At 70.8% G+C, this 21,595-nt stretch carries 17 protein-coding genes; 10 read left to right on the top strand and 7 right to left on the bottom strand.

Annotation, left to right across the window (positions count from 1 at the left end; genetic code table 11):
• Nucleotides 1–47 precede the first annotated feature (47 nt).
• The 3 genes from AB0D14_RS36670 to AB0D14_RS36660 all read right to left on the bottom strand — a co-directional run bounded on the left by AB0D14_RS36670 (nucleotide 48) and on the right by AB0D14_RS36660 (nucleotide 4,100).
• Nucleotides 48–986, bottom strand: coding sequence for an N-acetylneuraminate synthase family protein (locus AB0D14_RS36670; protein ID WP_362787448.1), 939 nt, complete (start codon nucleotides 984–986; stop codon nucleotides 48–50).
• A 14-nt stretch (nucleotides 987–1,000) separates the two neighbouring features.
• Complete coding sequence (locus AB0D14_RS36665) at nucleotides 1,001–2,533, bottom strand: N-acylneuraminate cytidylyltransferase (RefSeq protein ID WP_362787447.1); 1,533 nt, start codon at nucleotides 2,531–2,533, stop codon at nucleotides 1,001–1,003.
• A gap of 145 nt (nucleotides 2,534–2,678) precedes the next feature.
• Nucleotides 2,679–4,100 carry a DUF6716 putative glycosyltransferase gene (locus tag AB0D14_RS36660; RefSeq protein WP_362787446.1) on the bottom strand — a complete coding sequence of 474 codons (1,422 nt, stop codon included), beginning with the start codon at nucleotides 4,098–4,100 and terminating at the stop codon, nucleotides 2,679–2,681.
• A gap of 198 nt (nucleotides 4,101–4,298) precedes the next feature.
• Between AB0D14_RS36660 and AB0D14_RS36655 the strand changes: the two genes are divergently transcribed.
• The 4 genes from AB0D14_RS36655 (at nucleotide 4,299) to AB0D14_RS36640 (ending at nucleotide 9,257) form a co-directional block, all read left to right on the top strand.
• The gene (locus AB0D14_RS36655; protein WP_362787445.1) at nucleotides 4,299–5,276 is read left to right on the top strand and encodes a glycosyltransferase family 2 protein; all 978 of its coding nucleotides are present in this window, start codon (nucleotides 4,299–4,301) and stop codon (nucleotides 5,274–5,276) included.
• Nucleotides 5,273–6,631, top strand: coding sequence for a polysialyltransferase family glycosyltransferase (locus tag AB0D14_RS36650; RefSeq protein ID WP_362787444.1), 1,359 nt, complete (start codon nucleotides 5,273–5,275; stop codon nucleotides 6,629–6,631). Before AB0D14_RS36655 ends, AB0D14_RS36650 begins: the two co-directional genes overlap by 4 nt.
• Nucleotides 6,632–6,829: 198 nt before the next feature.
• Nucleotides 6,830–8,065: an acyltransferase gene (locus tag AB0D14_RS36645; protein ID WP_362787479.1), complete on the top strand. Its 1,236-nt coding sequence runs from the start codon at nucleotides 6,830–6,832 to the stop codon at nucleotides 8,063–8,065.
• A gap of 277 nt (nucleotides 8,066–8,342) precedes the next feature.
• Entirely contained in the window at nucleotides 8,343–9,257 is a 915-nt protein-coding gene (locus AB0D14_RS36640) for a class I SAM-dependent methyltransferase (protein ID WP_362787443.1), read from the top strand.
• A gap of 66 nt (nucleotides 9,258–9,323) precedes the next feature.
• Here AB0D14_RS36640 and AB0D14_RS36635 read toward each other — a convergent pair whose 3' ends face one another.
• A complete protein-coding gene (locus AB0D14_RS36635; RefSeq protein ID WP_362787442.1) occupies nucleotides 9,324–9,974 on the bottom strand; it encodes a TetR/AcrR family transcriptional regulator in 651 nt (216 codons plus the stop codon).
• A gap of 71 nt (nucleotides 9,975–10,045) precedes the next feature.
• Here AB0D14_RS36635 and AB0D14_RS36630 point away from each other — a divergent pair, with 71 nt between their 5' ends.
• Both AB0D14_RS36630 and AB0D14_RS36625 read left to right on the top strand, forming a co-directional pair.
• Nucleotides 10,046–11,533 carry an FAD-dependent oxidoreductase gene (locus AB0D14_RS36630; protein ID WP_362787441.1) on the top strand — a complete coding sequence of 496 codons (1,488 nt, stop codon included), beginning with the start codon at nucleotides 10,046–10,048 and terminating at the stop codon, nucleotides 11,531–11,533.
• A 214-nt stretch (nucleotides 11,534–11,747) separates the two neighbouring features.
• Nucleotides 11,748–12,530 carry a L,D-transpeptidase family protein gene (locus AB0D14_RS36625; protein WP_362787440.1) on the top strand — a complete coding sequence of 261 codons (783 nt, stop codon included), beginning with the start codon at nucleotides 11,748–11,750 and terminating at the stop codon, nucleotides 12,528–12,530.
• Between the two features lie 207 nt (nucleotides 12,531–12,737).
• Here AB0D14_RS36625 and AB0D14_RS36620 read toward each other — a convergent pair whose 3' ends face one another.
• Nucleotides 12,738–14,132, bottom strand: a complete 1,395-nt coding sequence (locus AB0D14_RS36620; RefSeq protein ID WP_362787439.1) for a hypothetical protein — start codon at nucleotides 14,130–14,132, stop codon at nucleotides 12,738–12,740.
• Nucleotides 14,132–14,851, bottom strand: coding sequence for an RNA polymerase sigma factor (locus tag AB0D14_RS36615; protein WP_362787438.1), 720 nt, complete (start codon nucleotides 14,849–14,851; stop codon nucleotides 14,132–14,134). Before AB0D14_RS36615 ends, AB0D14_RS36620 begins: the two co-directional genes overlap by 1 nt.
• Before the next feature lie 603 nt (nucleotides 14,852–15,454).
• Here AB0D14_RS36615 and AB0D14_RS36610 point away from each other — a divergent pair.
• The 3 genes from AB0D14_RS36610 (at nucleotide 15,455) to AB0D14_RS36600 (ending at nucleotide 16,472) form a co-directional block, all read left to right on the top strand.
• Nucleotides 15,455–15,721: a type II toxin-antitoxin system Phd/YefM family antitoxin gene (locus tag AB0D14_RS36610; protein WP_362787437.1), complete on the top strand. Its 267-nt coding sequence runs from the start codon at nucleotides 15,455–15,457 to the stop codon at nucleotides 15,719–15,721.
• Entirely contained in the window at nucleotides 15,714–15,992 is a 279-nt protein-coding gene (locus tag AB0D14_RS36605) for a type II toxin-antitoxin system RelE/ParE family toxin (protein ID WP_362787436.1), read from the top strand. The genes AB0D14_RS36610 and AB0D14_RS36605 overlap by 8 nt, the downstream gene beginning before the upstream one ends.
• 312 nt (nucleotides 15,993–16,304) lie before the next feature.
• Nucleotides 16,305–16,472, top strand: a complete 168-nt coding sequence (locus tag AB0D14_RS36600) for a CPCC family cysteine-rich protein (RefSeq protein ID WP_362787435.1) — start codon at nucleotides 16,305–16,307, stop codon at nucleotides 16,470–16,472.
• An 85-nt stretch (nucleotides 16,473–16,557) separates the two neighbouring features.
• On the opposite strand, the gene AB0D14_RS36595 is transcribed toward AB0D14_RS36600, so the two are convergent.
• Nucleotides 16,558–18,063: an ATP-binding protein gene (locus AB0D14_RS36595; protein ID WP_362787434.1), complete on the bottom strand. Its 1,506-nt coding sequence runs from the start codon at nucleotides 18,061–18,063 to the stop codon at nucleotides 16,558–16,560.
• Between the two features lie 478 nt (nucleotides 18,064–18,541).
• On the opposite strand from AB0D14_RS36595, the gene AB0D14_RS36590 reads away from it, so the two are divergent.
• Nucleotides 18,542–21,340, top strand: coding sequence for an FG-GAP-like repeat-containing protein (locus AB0D14_RS36590; RefSeq protein ID WP_362787433.1), 2,799 nt, complete (start codon nucleotides 18,542–18,544; stop codon nucleotides 21,338–21,340).
• Nucleotides 21,341–21,595: the final 255 nt, after the last annotated feature.

Raw genomic sequence — 21,595 nt, 5'->3', positions numbered from 1 at the left:
AGTCGGGAGGGCTGGGAGTCGGAAGAGGCGGTAGTTGTGGCAGTGGCTCAGACCGCGACCGGCTCGCCGGCTGCCGCGGCGATCTCGGCCTCGGCGACGACACCCGAGACGCGGCGCAGCTTCTTCATCGGGCCCAGCTCGGACTCGTAGACCTTCTTGACGCCGTCGCCGAGAGACGCCTCGATGGTGCGGATGTCGCGGACGAGGCGGGTCAGGCCCTGCGGCTCGACGGAGGCGGCCTGGTCGGAGCCCCACATCGCGCGGTCCAGGGTGATGTGGCGCTCGACGAAGGCGGCGCCGAGGGCGACCGCGGCGAGCGTGGTCTGCAGGCCCGTCTCGTGGCCGGAGTAGCCGATCGGCACGTTCGGGTACTCGGCCTGCAGGGTGTTGATGACGCGGAGGTTGAGCTCCTCCGCCTGCGCCGGGTAGGTCGACGTGGCGTGGCACATCAGGATGTTGTCGCTGCCGAGGACCTCGACCGCGTGGCGGATCTGCTTCGGCGTCGACATGCCGGTGGAGAGGATGACCGTGCGGCCGGTGTCGCGCAGGGCGCGGAGCAGCTCGTCGTCGGTCAGGGACGCGGAGGCCACCTTGTGGGCCGGGACGTCGAACTTCTCCAGGAAGGCGACGGCCTCGGTGTCCCACGGGGAGGCGAACCACGCGATGTTCTTCGACTTGGAGTAGTCGTCGATCTGGCGGTACTCGTCCTCGCCGAACTCCACGCGGTGGCGGTAGTCGATGTAGGTCATGCGGCCCCAGGGGGTGTCGCGCTCGATGTCCCACTGGTCGCGCGGGGTGCAGATCTCCGGAGTGCGCTTCTGGAACTTCACGGCGTCGCAGCCGGCCTCGGCGGCCGCGTCGATCAGCTTGAAGGCGTTGCCGAGGTCGCCGTTGTGGTTGATGCCGATCTCGCCGACGACATAGACGGGGTGGCCGGGGCCGGCGGTCTTCGAACCGAAGGTACGCAGACGGGAGTTGGAGCTCATGGTGGTGACGTTCCTTACTTGTTGAGGGAGTCGAGAGAAGGGCCGAGGATCCAACTGGCGATCTCTCGGATCGCGCCGTCGCCACCGGGGACGGTGGTGACCGCGCGCGCGGCGCCGCGTACGACGTCGTGGGCGCTCGCGACCGCCACGGGCCAGCCCACGAGGGCGAAGCACGGGAGGTCGTTGACGTCGTTGCCGACGTAGAGCACGCGCTCGGGCACGATGCCCTGTTCCTCGCACCACTGCTTCAGTGCGAGGTCTTTCCGGTCGATGCCGTGCAGCACGGGGATCTTGAGCTTCCGTGCGCGGGCGGCGACGACCGGGTTCTGTTCCGTGGACAGGATCAGCATCGTGAGGCCGCTCTTGCGAAGGGCCGCGACGCCGAGTCCGTCTCCGCGGTGCACGGAGACGAACTCCCGTCCGTCGGAGTCGATCAGCACCCTGTCGTCGGTCTGGGTGCCGTCGAAGTCGAGGACGACCGCGTCGATGTCCTCGGCGGTCGGGAGGGTGCCGGGCCGGTTCGCGTCGAAGAGCGGCGCGAGGGCCCGGGCACGGGCGAGGTCGTGCGGGTCGTCGATCTCCAGGACCCGCGCGGGGTCGGTGCGGACGAGTTCCGTCCGGCCGAAGAAGCGGTGCTTGTGCTCACGCAGGCCCGCCGCGTCCATGGCGTACGCGGCGCCGGTCTCCAGGAGGTCCTGGGGACGGTCCTGGCGGCGCGGGCGGAAGGACTTGTCATGGTTGACGCCGTAGCCGCCTGCGGCGGAGGGCGCGGGGCCGCCTGCGGCGGAGGGCGCGGAGGCGGCTCGGCGGGCGCCCGCCGCGTCGAGCGCTACCGCCGGACGCTCGGCGTCGGCTGCGCCGAAGGCGCGCGCGGTGTCGCCGGGGGCGGCGGAAGATGCGGGAACGGCTCGGGGGGCGCCCGCGGTGGAGTGCGCGACCGCCGGGCGCTCGGTGCCGGCTGCGCCGAAGGCGCGCGCGGTGTCGGTGGCCGGTATCGTCGCGGGGCGTTCCGCACCGGCCGCCTGGCCGTGCTCGTCGCCCGCGGCGAACTCGTCGTCGGCGTCCCGCCAGATGAACCCGTGGAAGGGCGCCACGGTCAGCGCGGTGTCCGCGCCGTTCTCCACGACCGCGCCCGCCACCCCGTCGATGTCCTCGCGGACGATGAAGGGACTGGTGCACTGCACGAGGAGTACGGCGTCGACGGCAGAGCCGTGCAGCGCCTCGTGGGCGGCCATGGCGTGCAGGACGGCCGCCTCGGAGGTCGCCGTGTCGCCGGCGATGGCGGCGGGCCGCAGCACGACCTCCGCTCCGGCCTGGCGGGCGGCGGCGGCGATCGCCTGGTCGTCGGTGGAGACCACGACGTCCGTGACCAGCCGGGCCGCACGGCACTCGCGCACCGCTCGGGCGACAAGCGGCACTCCGCCGACGGGGAGGAGGTTCTTGGAGGGGACGCCCTTGGAGCCGCCCCGCGCGGGAATCACGGCGAGCACACGCGGCACCGACTTCAGCCGCCCGGCTGTCACCCGGCCCGCTTCCGAGTTGGTCATTGGCTGTACTCCTTGGTTGACGGTCGCGTGGAAGGGGGCCGCCGTACGGCGCCCCCGCAGGGGCGCGGGGAACTGCGCGACCAGCCACGACGAACCCGCGGGTTCAGGACGGCGGTGGGACGCCGGGCCTCCGGCGAGGGGAATCTCACAGCTCCCCCATCCGCCGGATGACGGGAGCCACCCGCTGCACCCCGTGCCGGTAGGCACCCCGCGCGGCCCGCCGGACGATCTGCCGGACCGGCCCCGGCTCCCGGTCGGCGTCGGGCGCGCCGGGCAGCGGGCTGCCGTCCGGGGCGAGGTGGTGGCGGGCGAGGATGCCGGGCAGGTAGCCGGGCGCGGTGGCGGGCGTGTAGTAGGGGGCGAGGGTGGGGAGGACGCCTTTGCCGAGCAGCTCGGCGATGCGCTCGCGGGCCGCGTCGAAGGCCGTCTCGTACGAGCCGCCCCCGGCTGGGGAACCCTCAGAGCTTCCAGATCCCCCAGATCCCCCAGATCCCCCAGCGCCTCCAGCGCCTCCAGAGGGGGAGCCCGCGGCCGCCACGCCCTGCCGGGCGACCCACCGCTCGTCGGGCGACGGTGCGTGCCCGTCGTCGAGCTGGTCCCAGGAGGCGAGGCAGCCCGAGCCCACGAAGTGGTGGTTGCCGAGCGACTCGCGCACCCCGAGGTCGGTGAGGACGACCGTGGGTATCCGGCGGTGCAGGGACTCCAGGGCCGCCGTGGAGCTGACGGTGACCAGCAGGTCCGTACGGTCGAGGACCTCGCCCATGTGCCCGTACACGAGGCGGAAGTTGGCGGGCAGCCCGCCCGGTATCCGCTCCGCGAGGCGCTGGTAGGGCTGCTCCTCGATGTGTGTGGTGTGCTCGCCCGGCCTGGACCTCAGCTTCAGCAGGACCTCGCGGTCCGGGTGCAGCCTGGCGTGCTGGACCAGCCGGTTCAGCAGGTACGTACGGTCCTTGCGGCTCTCCGGCACGGAGGGCTGCGCGGCGAAGACCACCGTGTACGGGTCGTGCTTCTCGTACGGGTCGCCGCCGAGGAACGGCAGCGCGACCTCGGTCACCGAGGAGGCGTCGGCGCCCACTCCCTCGTACACGGCGGTGAAACGGTCCGCGTCCTGGCGGGAGTTGGCGAGGACGAGGTCCGCGCCGTGCCGCAGCAGCAGCCCGTCGGCGAGCTTCTCGTAGACGACGCCGACATAGCCGGTGACGACCACGGGCCGTTCGGTACGGCCCGTCACGGCGCGCTCCCGCCACTGGTGGGAGAGCCCGTGCAGCATCGCCTGGACGCCGCCCCCGACGAGGGAGAGCACGAGGACGTCGTACGCGGCCTCCTCGCGGGCCATCTCCCGAAGGAACTCGACCGAGGTGACCTCCCGGAGGGAGTCGGCGCGGACGCCGACCTCTTCGAGCTGACGGGCGGTGGGGGTCGCACGGCCCCTCAGGAGGTAGCCGTCGAGCCTGATGTCCGAATCGGCCGGTGCGATACGGTTCGCGGTGAGCGCGCCCCATTTCCACCGGGTATCGGAATCGGCGAGGACGGCTACTCGCAGGGACTTCGTGGTACTTGCTGGCACACCGAAGACGCTAGGAAGCAATTCCGATCCGCGGCCCAACCGGAATACAACAACGGGTTAACAGCGCACCGCCGAATGACGAACCGACCCCCGATCGGCCCCCAATAAGACCCGGTTCACCATTCCGCCATGTGTCGTTCACCTGGCATCTCACCAACGGTCAAGACGAATGCCGGGCCGCCGCCTAACGTCACGTGGGTGGTCAAGCTCTCCGTCATCGTGCCGTTCTACAACGTGCAGCAATATGCGCCCGACACCCTGAAAAGTCTGCGTGCGAACGCGCGCCAGGACTTCGAATTCATTCTCGTCGACGACTGCTCCCGCGACGAGACTCCGGACATCCTCGCGCGCGCGGAGCGCGAGCTCCCGGGTGCGGTGTATGTCAGACACGAGCAGAACGGGGGGCTGGCCACCGCGCGCAACACAGGCATCGACGCGGCGCGTGGCGAATACCTCACGTTCCTCGACGGGGACGACTGGCTCGCCCCCGGCTACTACGAGCAGCTCCTCGCCTCCATCGAGGACCTGGGCTGCGACTTCGTACGCACGGACCATGTCCAGTGCACCGCGCGGGCCCGCGCGGTGCACCGCGTGCCGCACGGCAGGCGCGGTGTCGTACTGAATCCGCGCGAGGCGATCCTGCCCGCCGACCGCTCCACGTCCGTCGACTACGCGTACGCGTGGGCCGGCATCTACCACCGCCGGCTGGCCGACCGGGGCCTGCTGCACTTCACCGACGGGCTGCGCACGGCCGAGGACCGGCCGTGGATCTGGAAGCTGCACCGGGAGGCGGATTCGTTCGCCACGGTGGGCCTGCTCGGTGTGTTCTACCGGCGCGGCGTCGCCTCCTCACTGACACAGATCGGTGACGTACGGCAGCTGGATTTCATTCGCGCGTTCGACCAGGTGGTAAGAGAAACGGCCCAGGACCGGGAGGCGGATAAACTCCTGCCGAAGGCCGTGCGGACCTACTGCGCGATTATTTCCCACCACCTGGGATCCATCGAAAGGTTCGAGCCGCCCGTGGCACGGAAACTGAAGTCGATGAGTGCCGTCGCATTGCGGCGTATGCCGCAGGACGTCCTCGATGACGCCCTCGATTCCATGGACATACAGCGCGCGACGCGGCTGCGTCGGCTGCGTCGCCGTCCGGCGGCCGCGGGGGTGTCCGCGTGAGCGTCCAGATCTTCATGGCGTCGACGCTGTACGGCACGGCGACGCTCGCCGCGGCCGTCGACTCCGGCTGCTTCCGCCCCGTGGACCGTCGCGTCCTGCTCGTCTCCAACAACTCGGCGACGCCCGAGACGACACCCGGCGTCGACGAGATGCCCGGCTTCGGGCAGCTGCTCGGCCGGTTCGACGACGTGATCTCCTGGAACGAGACCATCTCCCCGTTCCACCCCGGCGGTTGGGCCCCACGGCTCGACGACGTCCCGCTGTGGGAGCGGCATCTGCGGCTCGCCTGGGGGCTCGGCGACGACGACGTGGAGCTGGTCGTCGAATCGATCCAGGTGAACCCGGCGCTCGGCGTCACGCAGATCTTCACGGGCGCGCCCGTCACCGTCTATGCGGACGGCCTGATGAGTTACGGCCCCACCCGCAACAAGCTCGACCCGCTGGTCGGCACCCGTATCGACCGCCTCCTCCACCTCGACCTGGTGCCGGGCCTGACACCCATGCTGCTCACGGAGTTCGGCGTCGAACCGGAGATCGTGCCGACCTCCGCGTTCACGGAGGTCCTCACCGAACTCGTGAAGACGGGCAGTGATCTACCGGAGCCCGCCGTCGAGGAACCGGCCCTGCTGCTCGGCCAGTACCTCTCCGCCCTCGGCATCCTCACCACCGAGGAAGAGGAGGACCTGCACGTACGGATGCTCAAGGGCGCCGTCGAACTCGGCCACAACCAGGTGGTGTTCAAGCCGCACCCCAGCGCGCCGGCCCGCTGGTCGCGCGCCCTGGAGAAGGAGGCGGAGCGGATCGGCGCCGACCTCACGGTGCTCGACACCCCGGTCCTCGCCGAGGTGCTCTACCAGCGGATGCGTCCCGCGCTGGTCGTCGGCTGCTTCTCCACCGCGCTGCTCACCGCCTCCGCGCTGTACGGCCTCCCCGTCGCCCGCATCGGCACGGGGCCGCTCCTCGAACGCCTCACCCCGTACGAGAACAGCAACCGCGTCCCGGTCACGATCGTGGACGCCCTGCTCCCTGAACTGACGGACCGCGAGGCGGTCACCGGGCAGCGCCAGGGCATGGGCCCCGACGACCTGAGTGGAGTGGGTGAGCTGGGCGAGCTGGTACGGGCCGTGGGCTTCGCCATGCAGCCGAGGATCTACCCGGACGCCAGGCCGGACGCCGAGCGCTACCTGACACGGCATCTGAACGCCCGCACCTGGCGGTACTTCAAGCGGCGGCGCCTCACCTCGCTGGGGCTGCCCGGCGCGGTGCCGTCCCAGCTCGCGTTCATTCCGCGCAACGCGACGGTGCGCCGGGTGGCCCGCCGCGCACGCTCCCTGAAGAAGGCCGTACGTGGCTGACGCCCTGCGCCCCCGCGAGGTCCCTACGAGGCTCGCATGAGGCCCGCCCAAAGCCCGCCCAAAGCCCCGGGTCACGGAAACCACGGCAACCTACGTCGACCACGGCCCGCAATCCGCGATCCGCACGCATCCGCCCGCAGAACGGCCGTTGAGGGGAAACCCGTGACCGACACTCCCGAGGACATACGCGCGACGTCCATGGGCACGATGATCCGCACCGTCCTGCCGGCGCCCGACCCGCCCCAGCCACCCGCCGCGCCGACGCGACCGAAGCCACGGGAGAGCCGGCTGCGCGCCCTGGACGGGCTGCGGTTGATCGCCGCGCTGATGGTGGCGGCGTACCACTACGGCGGTCGCGACGGCGAGGTCGGACAGGCCTGGGGAAGCTCGCCGAAGGTCCAGTTCCCCACGCTGCACTCGTGGTTCGCCTACGGCTGCCTGGGCGTGCAGATCTTCTTCGTCATCAGCGGCTTCGTGATCTGCATGAGCGGCTGGGGGAAGCCGCTGCGCTCGTTCTTCGCCTCACGGGCGTCGCGGCTGCTGCCCTCGTACTGGGCTGCGGTCGTCATCGTGACGGCGGTCTTCGCGCTGCCGGTGGTGGCGTACAACGCGGTCTCGCCCAGCGACGCGCTGGTGAACCTGACGATGATGCAGCAACCGCTGGGCGTGGACCGGGTGCTGGGGGTCTGCTGGACGCTCTGGGCGGAGGTCCGCTTCTACGCGCTGTTCGCCCTGTGCGTCGTGGTGCCGGGCGCGACCCGGCAGCGCGTCATCATGTTCTGCGCGGGCTGGACCCTGGCCGCGGCGCTCGCCGAGGCCGCGAACGAGCCGCTGCTCGACCTCGTCCTGATGCCCGAGTACGCGCCGTTCTTCATCGGCGGCATAGGCCTCTACCTGGTCCACCGCGACCGGCACGACGCGCACGCCTGGGGCATCGTGATCGTGAGCTGGCTGATCGGCCAGCACTACGCGATGCGCGGGCTGTGGCACGCACCGAACCCGGACTTCTTCTCCTACCGCACCTCGTTCGGGATCATCCTGGTCGTCACGTTCGGCTTCGTCGCCGTCGCCGCGATCGCACTGGGGTGGCTGAACTGGGCGAACTGGCGGTGGCTGACGGTCGCGGGCGCCCTGACGTACCCCTTCTATCTGGTGCACGAGCACCTGGGCTGGGTCGCCATCGAGACGTTCCACCAGCGGCTGAACATCCCGTCGTACGCGACCCTGGCCCTGACGGTGCTGTCCATGCTCACCCTGGCCTGGCTCCTCAACCGGTTCGTCGAGGACCGGCTGGCGCCACGGCTGCGCTCGGCGCTCCTGAGAGGGGCCGGGCGGGCGGGGGCCAGGCGGACTGAGGACCGAGGTCGAGGGCCGGGGGTCGAGGTGCGGGGGCCGGGAGCCGGGGTTGCGGTGAGCGAATCGACTCTTCGGTGAACTCACGGCGATGATCGCGAGAACAGTGGCTCTGTCACACGAGGTTGAGCTGTCAATCGAACCCGGTGTGCTGTGTGCTGGAGCGGCCGGAGACGTGCGGACCCGTTCGGACGTGTGCGGCCTCGGCTCCTGTGCCCGATGGGGGGAACCGGGCGCGAACGCGGTGGATGGGGTGCTGGCTCCCCGGCACGTCGGATGCGGTCGGCCAACGGGCGATGCCCTGAGTCATCCACTTCACCCGATTATCTGCCCGATTATCTGTGGGGGTCACAGAATCATGCGAACGCTACTCACCACCAAAGTCACCCGGCGCGCCCTGCGTCCCATCGCCGATCTCATCGATCAGCGCATCGAGCGGCAGATCCGGCGTTCTCTCGGGGGCGGCTCCGACAACAACGGGCTGCACGAGCTGATGACACTGAGGAACCGCCAGCGCCCCCTTGAGCTGCTGCTCGACGGAACCGGGCGTGGCGTGTCACGGCTCCCGGCCCAAGTCCACCTCACCCGCGCGATCGACGAACTGGCGTCGGTGACCGGGGACAAGGAGGGCGCGGAGCGCAATATCGCCCAGTCGTTCCGCCTGCTCATCGCCCTGGAGTCACTCGGAGTCGGCCGGATAGCCGGTGGGACCATGAACATCTGCGGCAAGCTCTCCGCCGTACCGCTGCTGGATCCGCCGAACGACGAGATCCTGGAGATCGGCACCCTGTACGGGATGTTCGGCGCGGCTCTGATCCGGATGATGGAGCGCGCGGGACGCGACCCGCACCTGACGATCGTCGACCCGCTGGCGGGGCTGCAGTTGCAGCCCGGCACGACCGAGGGCGCCGACCCGACGGGCGTCCCCGTACGCGAGGCCGCAGTACGCACCAACCTGGGCCTCGCGGGCTCGGCCGGTGCCGAGGCCCGTGTCCAGCAGGGCTTCTCCGAGGACCCGGAGGTGCGTGCCCTGGTCTCCGACCGCAGTTACGGAGTGATCATCGTCGACGGTGACCACTCCGCCTCGGGAGTCAAGGCGGATCTGGAATGGGCCGAGCAGATCGCCGCGCCCGGCGGCATCGTGGTCCTGGACGACTTCGGACACGCCAAGTGGCCCGGTATCAAGGAGGCCTTCGACAAGCACATGGCCACGGACACCCGGCTGACGTTCCTCGGCCAGGTGGCGAACTCGGGCTATCTGCGCGCGGCGTGAGCCCCGGGGCCTCCGGGCCTCTTGGGCCTGCCTCTGGGCCTCTCTTTGGGTCTGCCTTCGCGCCGCTCATCTGATCCCGTACCCCGCCTCGACGCCGGCGATCACCAACGCCAGCCCCTCCTCGAAGTGCCGGTCGTAATCAGCGAAGATCTCCGCGCCCGCCTGGGCCGACAAGGGAAAGTCGGCCATCAGGCGGGCGCGTTCGTCTACGTCGTAGCCCTCGCGCCGGTCGCCAGGCAGCGGCTCGACGCCCTGTTCCTCGATGACGAACCCGAGTGTGTAGAGGTGCGCCGTCGAGGCCGCGCGGACCGCCTGGGCGAGGGTGAAGCCGGCGGCCGTGAACAGGCGCAGGTTCTCCTCCATCTGCTCGGCGTGCTCGATCCCGGTGAAGCGGGAGCCGCTGAACACCTTCGCGCCGTCGCGGTGGCCGAGCAGCGCCGTGCGCAGGCCGCGGTTCGACCTGAGCAGTCGCTCCTGCCAGGTGTCGCCCGGGTCGAGCGGGATCCCGGCGACCATCCGGCGGTACATCTCCGTCGCCATCTCGTCGAGCAGCGCCTGTTTGTCCTTGAAGTGCCAGTAGAGGGCGGGCGCCTTGACGTCCAGCTCCTTCGCGATGACCCGCAGGCTGAGGCCGTCGAGGCCGACCTCGTTCAGCAGCCGCAGGGCGGTGTCCGCGACGCGCTTGCGGTCCAGGGGGGCTCGGCGTTCCGTATTCACGCTTGACAGCTTAACGCCGTTAAGGCCACTCTGGGAGGACGGTGAACTTAACGGCGTTAAGGAGTCTGATCGTGACCACTCACACGGACGTGCTCATCGTCGGCGCGGGCCCCACCGGGCTCGCCCTGGCCGTCGACCTCGCCCGGCGCGGAACGCACGCGCTCGTCGTCGAGCGGGCCGACGCACTCTTCCCCGGCTCACGCGGCAAGGGGATCCAGCCCCGCACGCAGGAGGTCTTCGACGACTTCGGCGTACTGGACGCGCTCCGGGCGCAAGGCGGCACGTACCCCGTCGGGATGATCTGGCAGGACGGACAACGGCAGGGCGAACACCGGATGTTCGACGAGGTGGAGGCGACGGAGGCCGAACCGTACGCGGGCCACGCGCTGATGGTGCCGCAGTGGCGGACGCAGGAGATCCTGTTCGCGAGACTCACGGAACTGGGCGGCAGTGTCGCCTTCGGCCGGGAGCTGGTGGGCCTCGCCCAGGACGCCGACGGCGTGACGGCGAGCTTCGCGTCCGGCACTCCGGTGCTCGCCCGCTACGTCGTCGCCGCGGACGGCGGCCGTTCGGCGGTGCGGCGCGCACTCGGCATCGGCATGACCGGCGAGACGGTGGACCCGGCTCCGGCACTGGTCGCGGACATCCGCGTCACCGGACTGGACCGCGACAACTGGCACTTCTTCCCGCCCACCGACGCGGCCGACAGCGAGGGCGGCTTCCTGGCGATCTGCCCCCTGCCGCACACCGAGGACTTCCAGCTGGCGGCCGGCTTCGCGGACCCGTCGGCCCGGCCGGACCTTTCCCTCGACGGCATCCGCAAGCTCGTCGCCACACGGACGCACCTCGCCCCGGACGACGTGACCGAGGTGCGCTGGGCTTCCGACTTCCGGCCGCGCGCCGCGATGGCGGACCGCTTCCGGCAGGGCCGGGTCTTCCTGGCGGGTGACGCGGCCCACGTCCACTCACCCGCGGGCGGTCAGGGCCTCAACACCAGCGTCCAGGACGCCTACAACCTGGGCTGGAAGCTCGCGGCCGTACTCCGGGAGAACGCCCCGGCCGCCCTCCTCGACTCGTACGAGGAGGAGCGGATGCCCATCGCCGCGCAGATGCTGGGCCTGTCCACCGGCGTCCACCGTGGCGAGGTCCGGCGCGGCGTCGCCACCCAGCAACTGGGCCTCGGTTACCGGGGCTGCGCCCTCGCGGTGGAGACCCGCGTGGGCCTGCCCGAGGGAGCCCTCCGCGCGGGCGACCGCGCACCGGACGGCACCCGGGCCGGGGTACACCTCTTCGACGCCTTCCGGGGCCCGCACTGGACACTGCTCACAGTCGGCACGGAGGGCACAGCCGACACGGACGGCACGGACACCGGTGTGCCGGCTCTCCCCGGCACCTGCACCAGCACCGGCGTCCGGGCCGTCCGCATCCCCGCGTACGAGGCGTACGGGTCCGGAGTGTTCCTCGTCCGCCCGGACGGTTACGTGGGCTGGGCGGGCGAGTCGGCGCGAGGGCTCGCGGAGTACGCGGCGCTCGTGGGCCTCACCGTGCACGTCTCGTAGTACCGGACAGTGCCGCCCTGTTCGCAACCGGGCACACGCGGGAACCTTCTCAGGTGGACCATCTCAGGTGGACCATCTCAGGTAGACCATCACAGGTGGCACCACGGCACATCGCCGGCGTCGTCGACGGCACGTCGAGAACTGGTTCGGTGAGCAGCGAGGGGTTCGGATGCGTACAAGGGTCATGCGGAGTTCAGTCGCGACGGCATCGGCGATGGCGACGGCGTTGGCGGCGCTCGTCGCGGTGAGCGGATGCACCATCCAGACCGTCGACCCGACCACCAGGTCGTCGGCCGGTACGCCGACGCCGGCCGGCCGCTCCCCCGGCGACGCGAAGCCCCCGAAGCCCGCCGGGCAGTCCGCGCCCGACGTCCTCTGGTCGCCCGGCGACCGGGGCGGGGACGTACGGGAGTTGCAGGCCCGGCTGCGTCAGGTCCAGTGGCTCTTCCAGGGGCCGACGGGGACGTACGACACCTCGACGGCCGCCGCGGTACGCGGATTCCAGGGCAAGCGGGGCCTGCCGCAGACCGGGTCCACGGACTCGGTGACCTGGCAGCGACTGCTGGGGATGACCCGCGAGCCGGGCAAGTGGGACCTGTACGCGTCGGGCGGCCAACCGGCCGCGAAGCCGGACCCGCGCTGTATGACGGGCCGGGTGCTGTGCATCAGCAAGACCAGCCGCACACTGCGCTGGATGATCGACGGCCGTACGGTCTCGACGATGGCTGTGCGCTTCGGCGCGCAGTACACGCCCACCCGCGATGGTGTCTTCAACGTCTACTTCAAGTCGCGTCATCATGTGTCGACGCTCTACGACTCACCCATGCCGTACGCGATGTTCTTCAGCGGCGGGCAGGCGGTCCACTACTCCTCCAACTTTGCGGCGACGGGCTACTACGGGGGCTCGCACGGCTGTGTGAACGTACGGGACGAGGGGAAGGTCTCGGCACTGTTCTCGCAGGTGAGGAACGGCGACAAGGTCGTCGTCTACTGGTGAGGACCCGGCGGCGGAGAAGTGTGCGGGCGCGGGCGGGACCGGGGGAACCTGTCCCGCCCGCGCCTGTGTGCACTGAGCCGTGGGTACGGGGGGAACCCCGGCTCGTGCGACAGCCGATGACCAGTCGGCTCGATTATTACTGCGTCGGGACGGCTGAAAACGTCACACCGGGACGACAGAAGCGTGTAGGCGGCACGAAATAGCAGGTCAGGAGCGCGACGAGGACGTCGAGAGTGTCGAGGGCGTCGAGGGCGTCGTCGAAGGCAGCCGCCGGGCGGAGGCTGCTGCAGCGCCCGCTGCGGGGTGGGCCCGGTCGGAGACCGCGGAGGCAACCGGAGAAGGCACCGCGGAGGTCACCGGGGAAGCCACCGGTGAAGTCACGGAGGCCGGGGGCTTCCACTTCCGCGAGGCGCTGACCTGCGGGGCCGGAGTCCGCGCCGAATCGTCCGACACCGGGGGCAGGGCGGGGGCGAAGCCCGACGGCTCGGCGGCGCCGCCTTCGCGGTGGGCCGTGCCGTCGTCGCCGCGGAAGGTGCCCTGCCCTATGTGGCTGTGGTCGCCGCCGTCGTGGTCCCCACCGTCACCGCCGTCGCCACCGCCACCTTCGTCGCCGCCCTTGCCCCTGCCGCTGCCGCTGTCTCCCTTGCTCGCATCGCTGTGCCCGGACCCGGCCCCGTGACCACGCCGGTCGTCGTCGGAGTCGTGGCGGTCCCAGTTCTTCAGAATGCCCTTGCAGTACCTCTGCACCTGCTCGGCGCCGTGGGCCGCGTCCTCCAGGGCGCGCCTGCGTCCCGAGTCGAGATCCTTGCCGTCGCTGAGGTCGCGGCAGGCCGAGGCGATCCTGGCCCACCGCTGCCCCGGCCGGTTCGCGCGCCGGGTGTCGTCGGAGTCGGGCTGTGCTCCCGTGTCCGCACCCGTGTCCCCGCGTGCTTCGCCGCCCGGGACGGAGTTCTCGCCGGTCGGTGAGCCGGCGCTGCCGTCGGGTCGCGGCTCGTCGGCGCCGCCGCGGGTCTTCCCGGGAGACGGCTCGACGAACGAGCGGTCCGGAGTGACGGCGACCGTCGCGGAGGCGCCGGGTTCCGGTTCGTCACCGCCGAAGGCCAGGACGCCCGCGGTCGCGACCACGGCGACCCCGCCGAGCATCCCGGCGGCCAGCGCGGAGGCGAGGCCGTAGCGCACCGGGCGGCCCCAGAGGGAGCCCCGGAGAGAGGGGGCACGGCGGTCCGTGGCGGCGCGGCCGAGTCGGACGAGGCCCGCGTCCAGGGAGGTTCCCGGAGGTGAGGAGGGCGCCGGGGAACGCGTACGGACGGCCCGGCCGAGGTCCGCCTTCGCCTCCTCGGCGTTCCGGCCGGTGCGCGCGGCGTGGAATGCGGCCACCGCGGCGGCCTCACCCGGAAGTTCGGTACTGGTCGGCACGGTTTCGGCGGTCAGCGCGCCCAGGGCGTCGAGTGCTTCGGCGAGTCGGTCGGCCTGGTCGCGGCTGTCGGCGTCGAGGGCTTCGAATCGCTCTCCGCGCAGCAGCCGCTCCGCCGCGTCGCGGTCCAGCCACCGGCCGGGGGGCCGCGGATTACCCCCCGGGAAGACACAGCGCTCGTCGGCCATCACATGCCCTTCTGCGTCCGCGAAGGCGTATGCGTCACACCCGCGGACGTCACCACGCGGGTATGCGGCTGTACGTGCGGAGGTCTCTGCGGCGGCACCGAGCGCAGAGAGGCCACCGATTCCGGATTTACCGCTTCCGGGTCCGTCGCTTCCGGGTCTGCTGATTCCGGGTCCGGGCCGAGCAGCTCCGCGAGGCGCTTCAGACCGCGGTGCGCCGCTGTGCGGACGGCGCCCGGCCGTTTGCCGAGGGTGTCCGCGGCGGTCTTCGCGTCGAGGCCGACGACGACGCGCAGCACGACGGCTTCCGCCTGGTCCTGCGGGAGCTGGGCGATGAGGGAGAGGGTGCTGTTCGTGGCGAGGGCCTCGATGGCCTCACCCGCGGTGTCGGACTCGGCCGCCCTGCCGGTGAGTTCGGTCTCGTCGCCGCCTGTCGCGGGGCGCCGGCCGCGCATGCGTATGTGGTCGAGTGCGCGGTTGCGGGCTATCCGGGCCGCCCAGCCGCGGAACCGGTCGGCGTCCCCGCTGAACCGTTCCAGGTCGCGGGCGATCTGCAGCCAGGCCTCGGACGTCACGTCCTCGGCGTCCGGGTCACCGACCAGCGTCCGCACGTACCCCAGGAGCCGTGGATGCACGGCTCGGTACACAGTCCGGAACGCGGTCTCGTCTCCGGACTGTGCGGCAAGCACCGCGGCGGTCAGCTCCGCGTCGTCCCCCAGCACCGCGCCCCTCGTTGCGCCCAGCCGGTGCCGCTCTCGCGGACCGGATTCTCTCCGTCATGGTCTCCCGGTCGATGGTTGCGGTCCTGCCCCGCATCCGGCGCGAAATGCACGTTACGGCGTGAATCCGGGATGCGTCCATGTCCGTCCACCATGCAACCAAGTCGTTCCGGCGTGGGGTGTGACACAAAACGCACCGCCGACGCTGAGGAGAGTACGGGCCGCCGCGCGGCCCGTACCGCGCGACGGCCGGGGCCTCTCCTGTGGGGGGTGGCGGCTCCGGCCGTCTCCGCGTCGCCTCTGGCCCTGTCCCGGGCCGCCGGCATGCGGGCGCTGCCACCGCCCGCCGGGCGATCGAGCCCGCCCTGTGACGCACGCCGTCCGGCGCTCTCCGGTCCGGCGACTCCGCGCCCGTTCACAGGCGCCCCGTCGAACGCTTGGGGCTGCGGGACGGGAGGCGGACGGCGGCTCACCGAGGCAGCGTGCCCGTCATGCAAGGCAAGGGCGCGACGGGTGAAGCGTGAGCCCACCGGACCCAGCAGGACCCCGGAAGAGAACACACAACCGGCACTGTGTACACATGGAACATCCGGTACCTTTGAGCGCATGACGCAGATGCCCATAGAGTCCATCCGTGACGTCCGCGCGCACCTTGCCGAAGTCGTCGAGCGGGCCGATCGCGATGACCAGCCCACCGTGATCACGCGACGAGGAAAAGAAGTCGCCGCCATCGTCTCGATCGACGTCCTGCGCAAGTACCAGCAGTGGGAAGAGCGCGAGATCAATCGCATCATCGACGAGCGGATGGCGAACCGCTCGGCCGGCGTCCCCATCGAGGACATCATGAAGGAAACCCTGGCACGCGGTGAATGAGCACAGCGCGAGCGAGTACCGCACCGTCTTCCGGCCCGAGGCGCAAGCCGAGCTTCGGAAAGTCCCCCGCGACATGGCGCTGCGCCTCCTGGCCAAGCTGACGGAACTGGAGAGCGATCCGCTCGGATTCAGCACCACGGCGCTCGTGTCCCAACCCGATCGTCGTCGCCTCCGGATCGGCGACTACCGCGTCATCTACACCATCGACAACGGCGAACTGGTCGTATGGATCGTTCACGTCGGACACCGTTCCACGGTCTACGAGACGTGAGGCCCCCTCCAGCACGGGAAGAGACCAGGGGCTCGCCCCCAGAAGGGTGAGCCCGTCCTGACCTGCTTGTTTTGCCAGCTCGGCGACGTCCTCACCAGGTCCCCACCAGGCGTTGAAGCGGAGCGTCTGCCGGTTGATCCTGACCTGCGGCGGAGCCGCACCCAGGGCGCTGACCTTGGATTTCCTCGTTGGGATGCGTTGGCTCCCGACGGCCGTTTACGGGTGTCCTGCGGACTGGCCGCGGACTGGCTGGGTACACCGAGGCAGAGAAATCCATGGCACACCGGCGGGACCTGCAACGAGACTGCGCAGGTGAGCGGCTCCTACCCCTGTCCCTGCTGCGGGCACCGCGTGCTGGGCGCGATGCCCGGCTCGTACGAGATCTGCCCTGTCTGCTTCTGGGAGGACGACGGGGTCCAGTTCCGCTGGCCGGCCATGGGCGGCGGCGCGAACAAGGTCTCCCTGATCAGCAATCTCTGACGCCGGGCTGTCAGTTGTCCGGTCAGGAACCGCAAGGTGCGGTTGGGCGGATCAATCGAGGAGGGGTAGACCGGCGACTCTTGTGTCAGCCGCCGTAGAGGGTGGGCAGATCGACCAGGAGGAGGTCGTCACGACGGTCGGCCAGTTCGACCAGGTCGGGATAGAAGCCGTGCAGGGAGTACAGGGCCAGGGTAGTGGCAGTGGTGTCGTACCCCTGATCTGCGAGCAGGGCACGGATACGTTCCAGGCGCTCCAGGTCACCGGTCCCACGGCGGGCAGCGGTCGCCTTGGCCTCGCCCAACAGCGCGATCCTCGCGCGGGGAGCCTGCGGGCGCTCGCCGGCGGCCAGGGCGATGACGTCGACCTCGTGCTTCGTCCGGGCGGCCTGGTCGGCGACCTCGGTGGTACCGACCGGGCCGGGCAGCCCACCGGGCAACAGGGTGTGGGCGTAACGACGGGTGAAGTCGCGGGCCAGGTCTTCGAAGTGCGGCCCGAGGATCTTGGAGTTGAAGGTCGGGGCGGCCTGTTGCCACACCTGCTCGGCGAAGCCCTGCTCCACGGCGGCGGCCTGCGGGAGGGTGATGAGCTGGTTGAAGCGAATGACCGGGTCGGCGAGCGTGATGACGGGGTGCCTGGAGCGGAGGATGTCCTGTTCCCGCTGAATGTAGCCGGTGGATTCCAGCACTCCGAGCGGGTGAGCGACGGCGTTGCGCGGGCGTTCCAGGGCGGCACCGATCTTGCTGGGGGTGGTGGCTCCGTTCGCGATCGCGGTGAGGATGTCGTAGTAGAGCGTGTGCTGGGTGATCCTCGGGTCCTCGCGCAGCAGGTACTCGGTCTCGGTACGCGAGTACACCGCCCGCCCCGGGTCGAGCAGGGTGCGGGTGAGCCAGGTGCCGAAGCCGTCGTCCGGATGCGGCCGGGCAGCCACCGGCCGGTAGCCAGGTGCCCCGCCCAGGACCGCGTGCACCTTCAGCGCGGTCAGTGGGTCGGCGATCTGCCAGAAGGCCCGGCTGTCGCGGTAGTCGAAGGGACCCAGTCGTAGATCGACCACGGCACGTCCGCGAAGCGGCTTGGTTCCCGGGAGCAGTTCGTGCATGACGCTCATCGCGGAGCCGCACAGGATCAGCCGCGGCCCCGGCCCGGCACCGGGCCGGGCACCCCGCTGGCGTTCGTCGTAGAGCTGTTGCAGCAGTCCCGGGATCTCAGGCGAGTGCTGAAGCAGGTACGGCAACTCGTCGATCACCAGGAACGGGTGCGACAAACGGGCGGTCACCTCAAGGGCGTTGGACAGGACGTCACGCCAGCCGGTGAGACGGAGACTCCCCGGCCGCAGGCCGGCGTGGGCGGCGACCGCATCACTGAACCGCTGGATCGCGGGCAGCCGCCCCTCCTCCCTGACCGCTGTGACGTACAGGCCGCCGACCTGCTCCGACAGTGCCTGCAGAAGGTACGACTTCCCGTGCCGCCGCCGTCCCGACACGATGCCGAGCCGCATCGCCGGATCCGGGTCGGTGAGGAACTCCGCGAGCAGGTCCCACTCCCGGTCCCGGTCGACCACGTCGTCCGGCTTGACCGGCAGGCTCTCTTCCACTCTCTCTCCTATCTCTCATTGACTGCGACGTAATTTGTATAGGTCTACTTCGACAGAAAGCGTCGTACTGGGATTCGTCACTGCGCTTCGACTGGCGTGACCCCAGGCGCTCCTCGCCCGCCGCTCCCGGGCGGGCTGCCTCCGCAGGGGCCGACCTGAACGGCTGGACATGTGACCAGCGCGCCGCAGTCCGACCGCGCCGCCGGCGCGCATTCCGCCGCCAGAACCAGCGCGACACGGCGCCGGTACTGCCGCGCCCACTCAGCCGCGCCCACTCCCGCCGCGTCCCGCATGCCGTACTCCTCGGCCCTCGCCCCCCGCCTGAAGTGACGTACCCCACACCCGCGTTGGGTGATGTTTGGTTCTGAGATGGCGCTGAATAAGAAGCCACCCTTGTGTCGGGTGGGTTTTTTGTGAGGCTTTTCTAGGGGTGGGGTAATTGAGTCGCCGGACGACCCATGCGTACAAACCGCTGAGCATGAAGCGAAGAGCGTGGCTGACGATTGGGGCCGTGGTGCTGGGCGGGGCGGGCGCCGTGACATACGCCGTCGCCGACCCCAGCGCCGCTCCGTCGGTGGACGCCGCGCGCAGCAAGCGGCCTGTGAAGGTGCACGAGCTCACCATGCGCAGCGACGGCACGGGCCGGCGCGAGGTGGAGCGGACGAGCACCGAGCAGTTCTCGCTGCTCGGCATCTCCTGGACCGGCGCGAAGGCCGAACTCGACGGCACCGCACAGGTGCGGACCCGGGCCCTCGGCGCGGGCGAGTGGACCGGCTGGCAGAACCTGGACCTGGAGCCGCACCCGGTCGACAAGGCGGAACCGGGCGCCAAGGACGCGCGCGGTGCGTCCGATCCGCTGTGGGTCGGCCCGAGCGACGGCGTCGAGGCACGGGTCGTGGCCGCCGACGGGTCGGCGAGTTCCGGGCTGCCCAAGGGACTTGAGGTCAGCCTCGTGGACCCGGGTGTGACCTCGGCCGAGGCGAAGAACAAGGCGCTGGCCACGCCCACGGAAAGCTCCAAGGACACCGCCAAGGACACCGCCAAGGGCGACTCCACGGACAACGCCGCGGGCACCTCCACCGGCACCTCCGCCGTCTCCTCCATGGACAACGCCGCCTTCGTCGCCGAAGGTCCGACCGGCTCCGCCACCCCGGCCGCCGACGCGGCCACGGACTCCCCCCCGCCGTCGGAGTCCACGAGCACGGAGCCCGCGAACAGCGCCCCGGCGTCGCCCGCCGGGAGCGTCTCGGAAAGCGCCCCGGAGAGCAACTCGGCCGCCAGGACGCCCAACCCGGCCCCGTCCCCGCCGCCGTCCACCGTGACGCAGCCGCAGATCATCTCCCGCGCCCAGTGGGGCGCCGACGAGTCGACGGTCCCGGACCCGCCGGAGTACATCGAGAAGGTCAGCGCGGTCTTCGTCCACCACACGGCCGGCACGAACGACTACAGCTGCGCCGAGTCCCCTGCGCTGGTGCGCGGCATCATGGCGTACCACGTGCAGACCGAGAAGTGGAACGACATCGGCTACAACTTCCTGGTCGACAAGTGCGGCCGGATCTTCGAGGGCCGCGGGGGCGGCGTCGACCTGCCGGTGCGCGGCGCCCACACCTCCGGCTTCGACGGTGACTCGGCGGGCGTCGCCGTCCTCGGTGACTTCGAGGGAGCGGCCGCCACCTCCACCACTCCGGCGAAGCCCGCGGGCAAGCCGACCCGTGCCTCCCTGGAGTCCGTGGCGCGCGTCGCCGCGTGGAAGCTCGGCCAGTACGGCGGCAACCCGAGCGGCAAGGTCACGCTGACCGCCGCCGACGACACGGGGGTGTGGAAGGCGGGCGAGCAGGCCACGCTGAACACGGTCTCCGGCCACCGCGACGGTTTCGCCACCGAGTGCCCCGGCAAAAACCTTTACTCGAAGCTGAGCGAGATCCGCCGGTACGCGTCCAGCCCCGGCAGGAACGCCGCGGCCCCGACGGCCGACTTCAACCGTGACGGCATCAGCGACCTCCTCGCCGCCACACCCAAGCAGGGCAGCGGCTGGCTCACCCTCGTGCCCGGCGGCCTGAACGGCCCCGTCTCCGCCTCGAAGGTGAAGCTCAACCAGGGCACCGCCAACGTCCCGGGTACCGCCGAGTCGGGCGACCAGTGGGGCGCGGCCACGGCACTGGGCGACATAAACGCCGACGGCTACGCGGACATAGCGATCGGCGCCCCCGGCGAGAACGACACGACCGGTCACGCGGACCGTGGCGCGGTAACGATTCTTTACGGCCCGAAGTTCGACACCGGCGCCGACACCATGGCGCTGGGCGACGACTTCGAGCCGGTCGGCGCGAAGTTCGGCTCGACGGTCGCGGTCGGCGACTTCAACGCCGACGGCAAGGCGGACGTCTTCACGGCGGCCACCGGCACGGGCGGCAACTGGGCGGCCCGGTTCGACGACGGCCACGAGGTCGCCGGCGACCTCACCACGGCCACCGGCGCCCTCGCGTACGCGGACGCCGCGAGCGGTGACTTCAACCGGGACGGCTACGCGGACGTGGCGCTCAACTACCGTGACGCGTCCGGCGTCGGCAAGGTCACCTGGTTCAAGGGGTCCAGGTCGCTGGGTCTTTCGAAGGTGTCCACGATCTCGGTGAAGGGCGGCCGCTCCCTGGCCGCGGGTGACGTGAACGGCAACGGCTACGACGACATCGTCATCGGCCAGCCGTACACCGCCGAGTCCGGCGCCAAAGCCGGCGGCCAGGTCACGATGGTCCCGGGCGCGGCCACGGGCTTCACCACGACCGGGATGACGACGATCCACCAGGGCACCGCGGGCGTCGAGGGCGCCGCCGAGGCGGGCGACGCCATGGGCTGGTCGGTCTCGACCGGCGACTTCAACGCCGACGGCTACGCGGACGTCCTCACCGGCGCCCCGAACGAGGACATCACCCGCAGCGGCGCCAACAAGGCCGACGCGGGCGCGGTCTGGCTCCTCAAGGGTGCCTCGACCGGCCTCACCGGCACCGGCTCGCTCTCCTACTCCCAGGACACGACGGATATCGCCGGGTCCACGGAGAAGGACGACAAGCTGGGTTCGTCCGTCTCGCTGACGGACTTCTCCGGCCACGGCCGGGCGCACCTGCTCATCGGGGCCGAGGGCGAGGACACGGGCAACGGCACGCTGCTCTACCTGCCGAGCACGGCGTCGGGCGTCTCCCTGCCCGCGTCGGCGTACTACGGCGTCACCCAGCTGGGTACGGCGACGGCCGCGCGGCTGGGCCAGGTCCTGACCCCGTAACCACGCGACGTCGGCACCGCGGACGGCCACGGCCACCGCACCGCGGACGAACAAAGGCCGGGGCCCTGTGCGGAACAGGGCCCCGGCCTTCCGCGTGCCCGCGTAGCCCTAGATGTTCTGTCTCGGGAGGTTGTGGACGGTGACTGGATTCACGGGCGGATGATCTTGAAATGGGTGAGGGCCTTCTGGCCTGGTGTGGATTGCGACATCTGCACCAGTGATCAGAAAGGCCCTCGTGCCCCACCGTAATGCACC

The organism is Streptomyces sp. NPDC048484, assembly GCF_040651415.1.
Lineage (GTDB): Bacteria > Actinomycetota > Actinomycetes > Streptomycetales > Streptomycetaceae > Streptomyces.
This window is presented reverse-complemented; position numbering and strand designations above follow the sequence as displayed.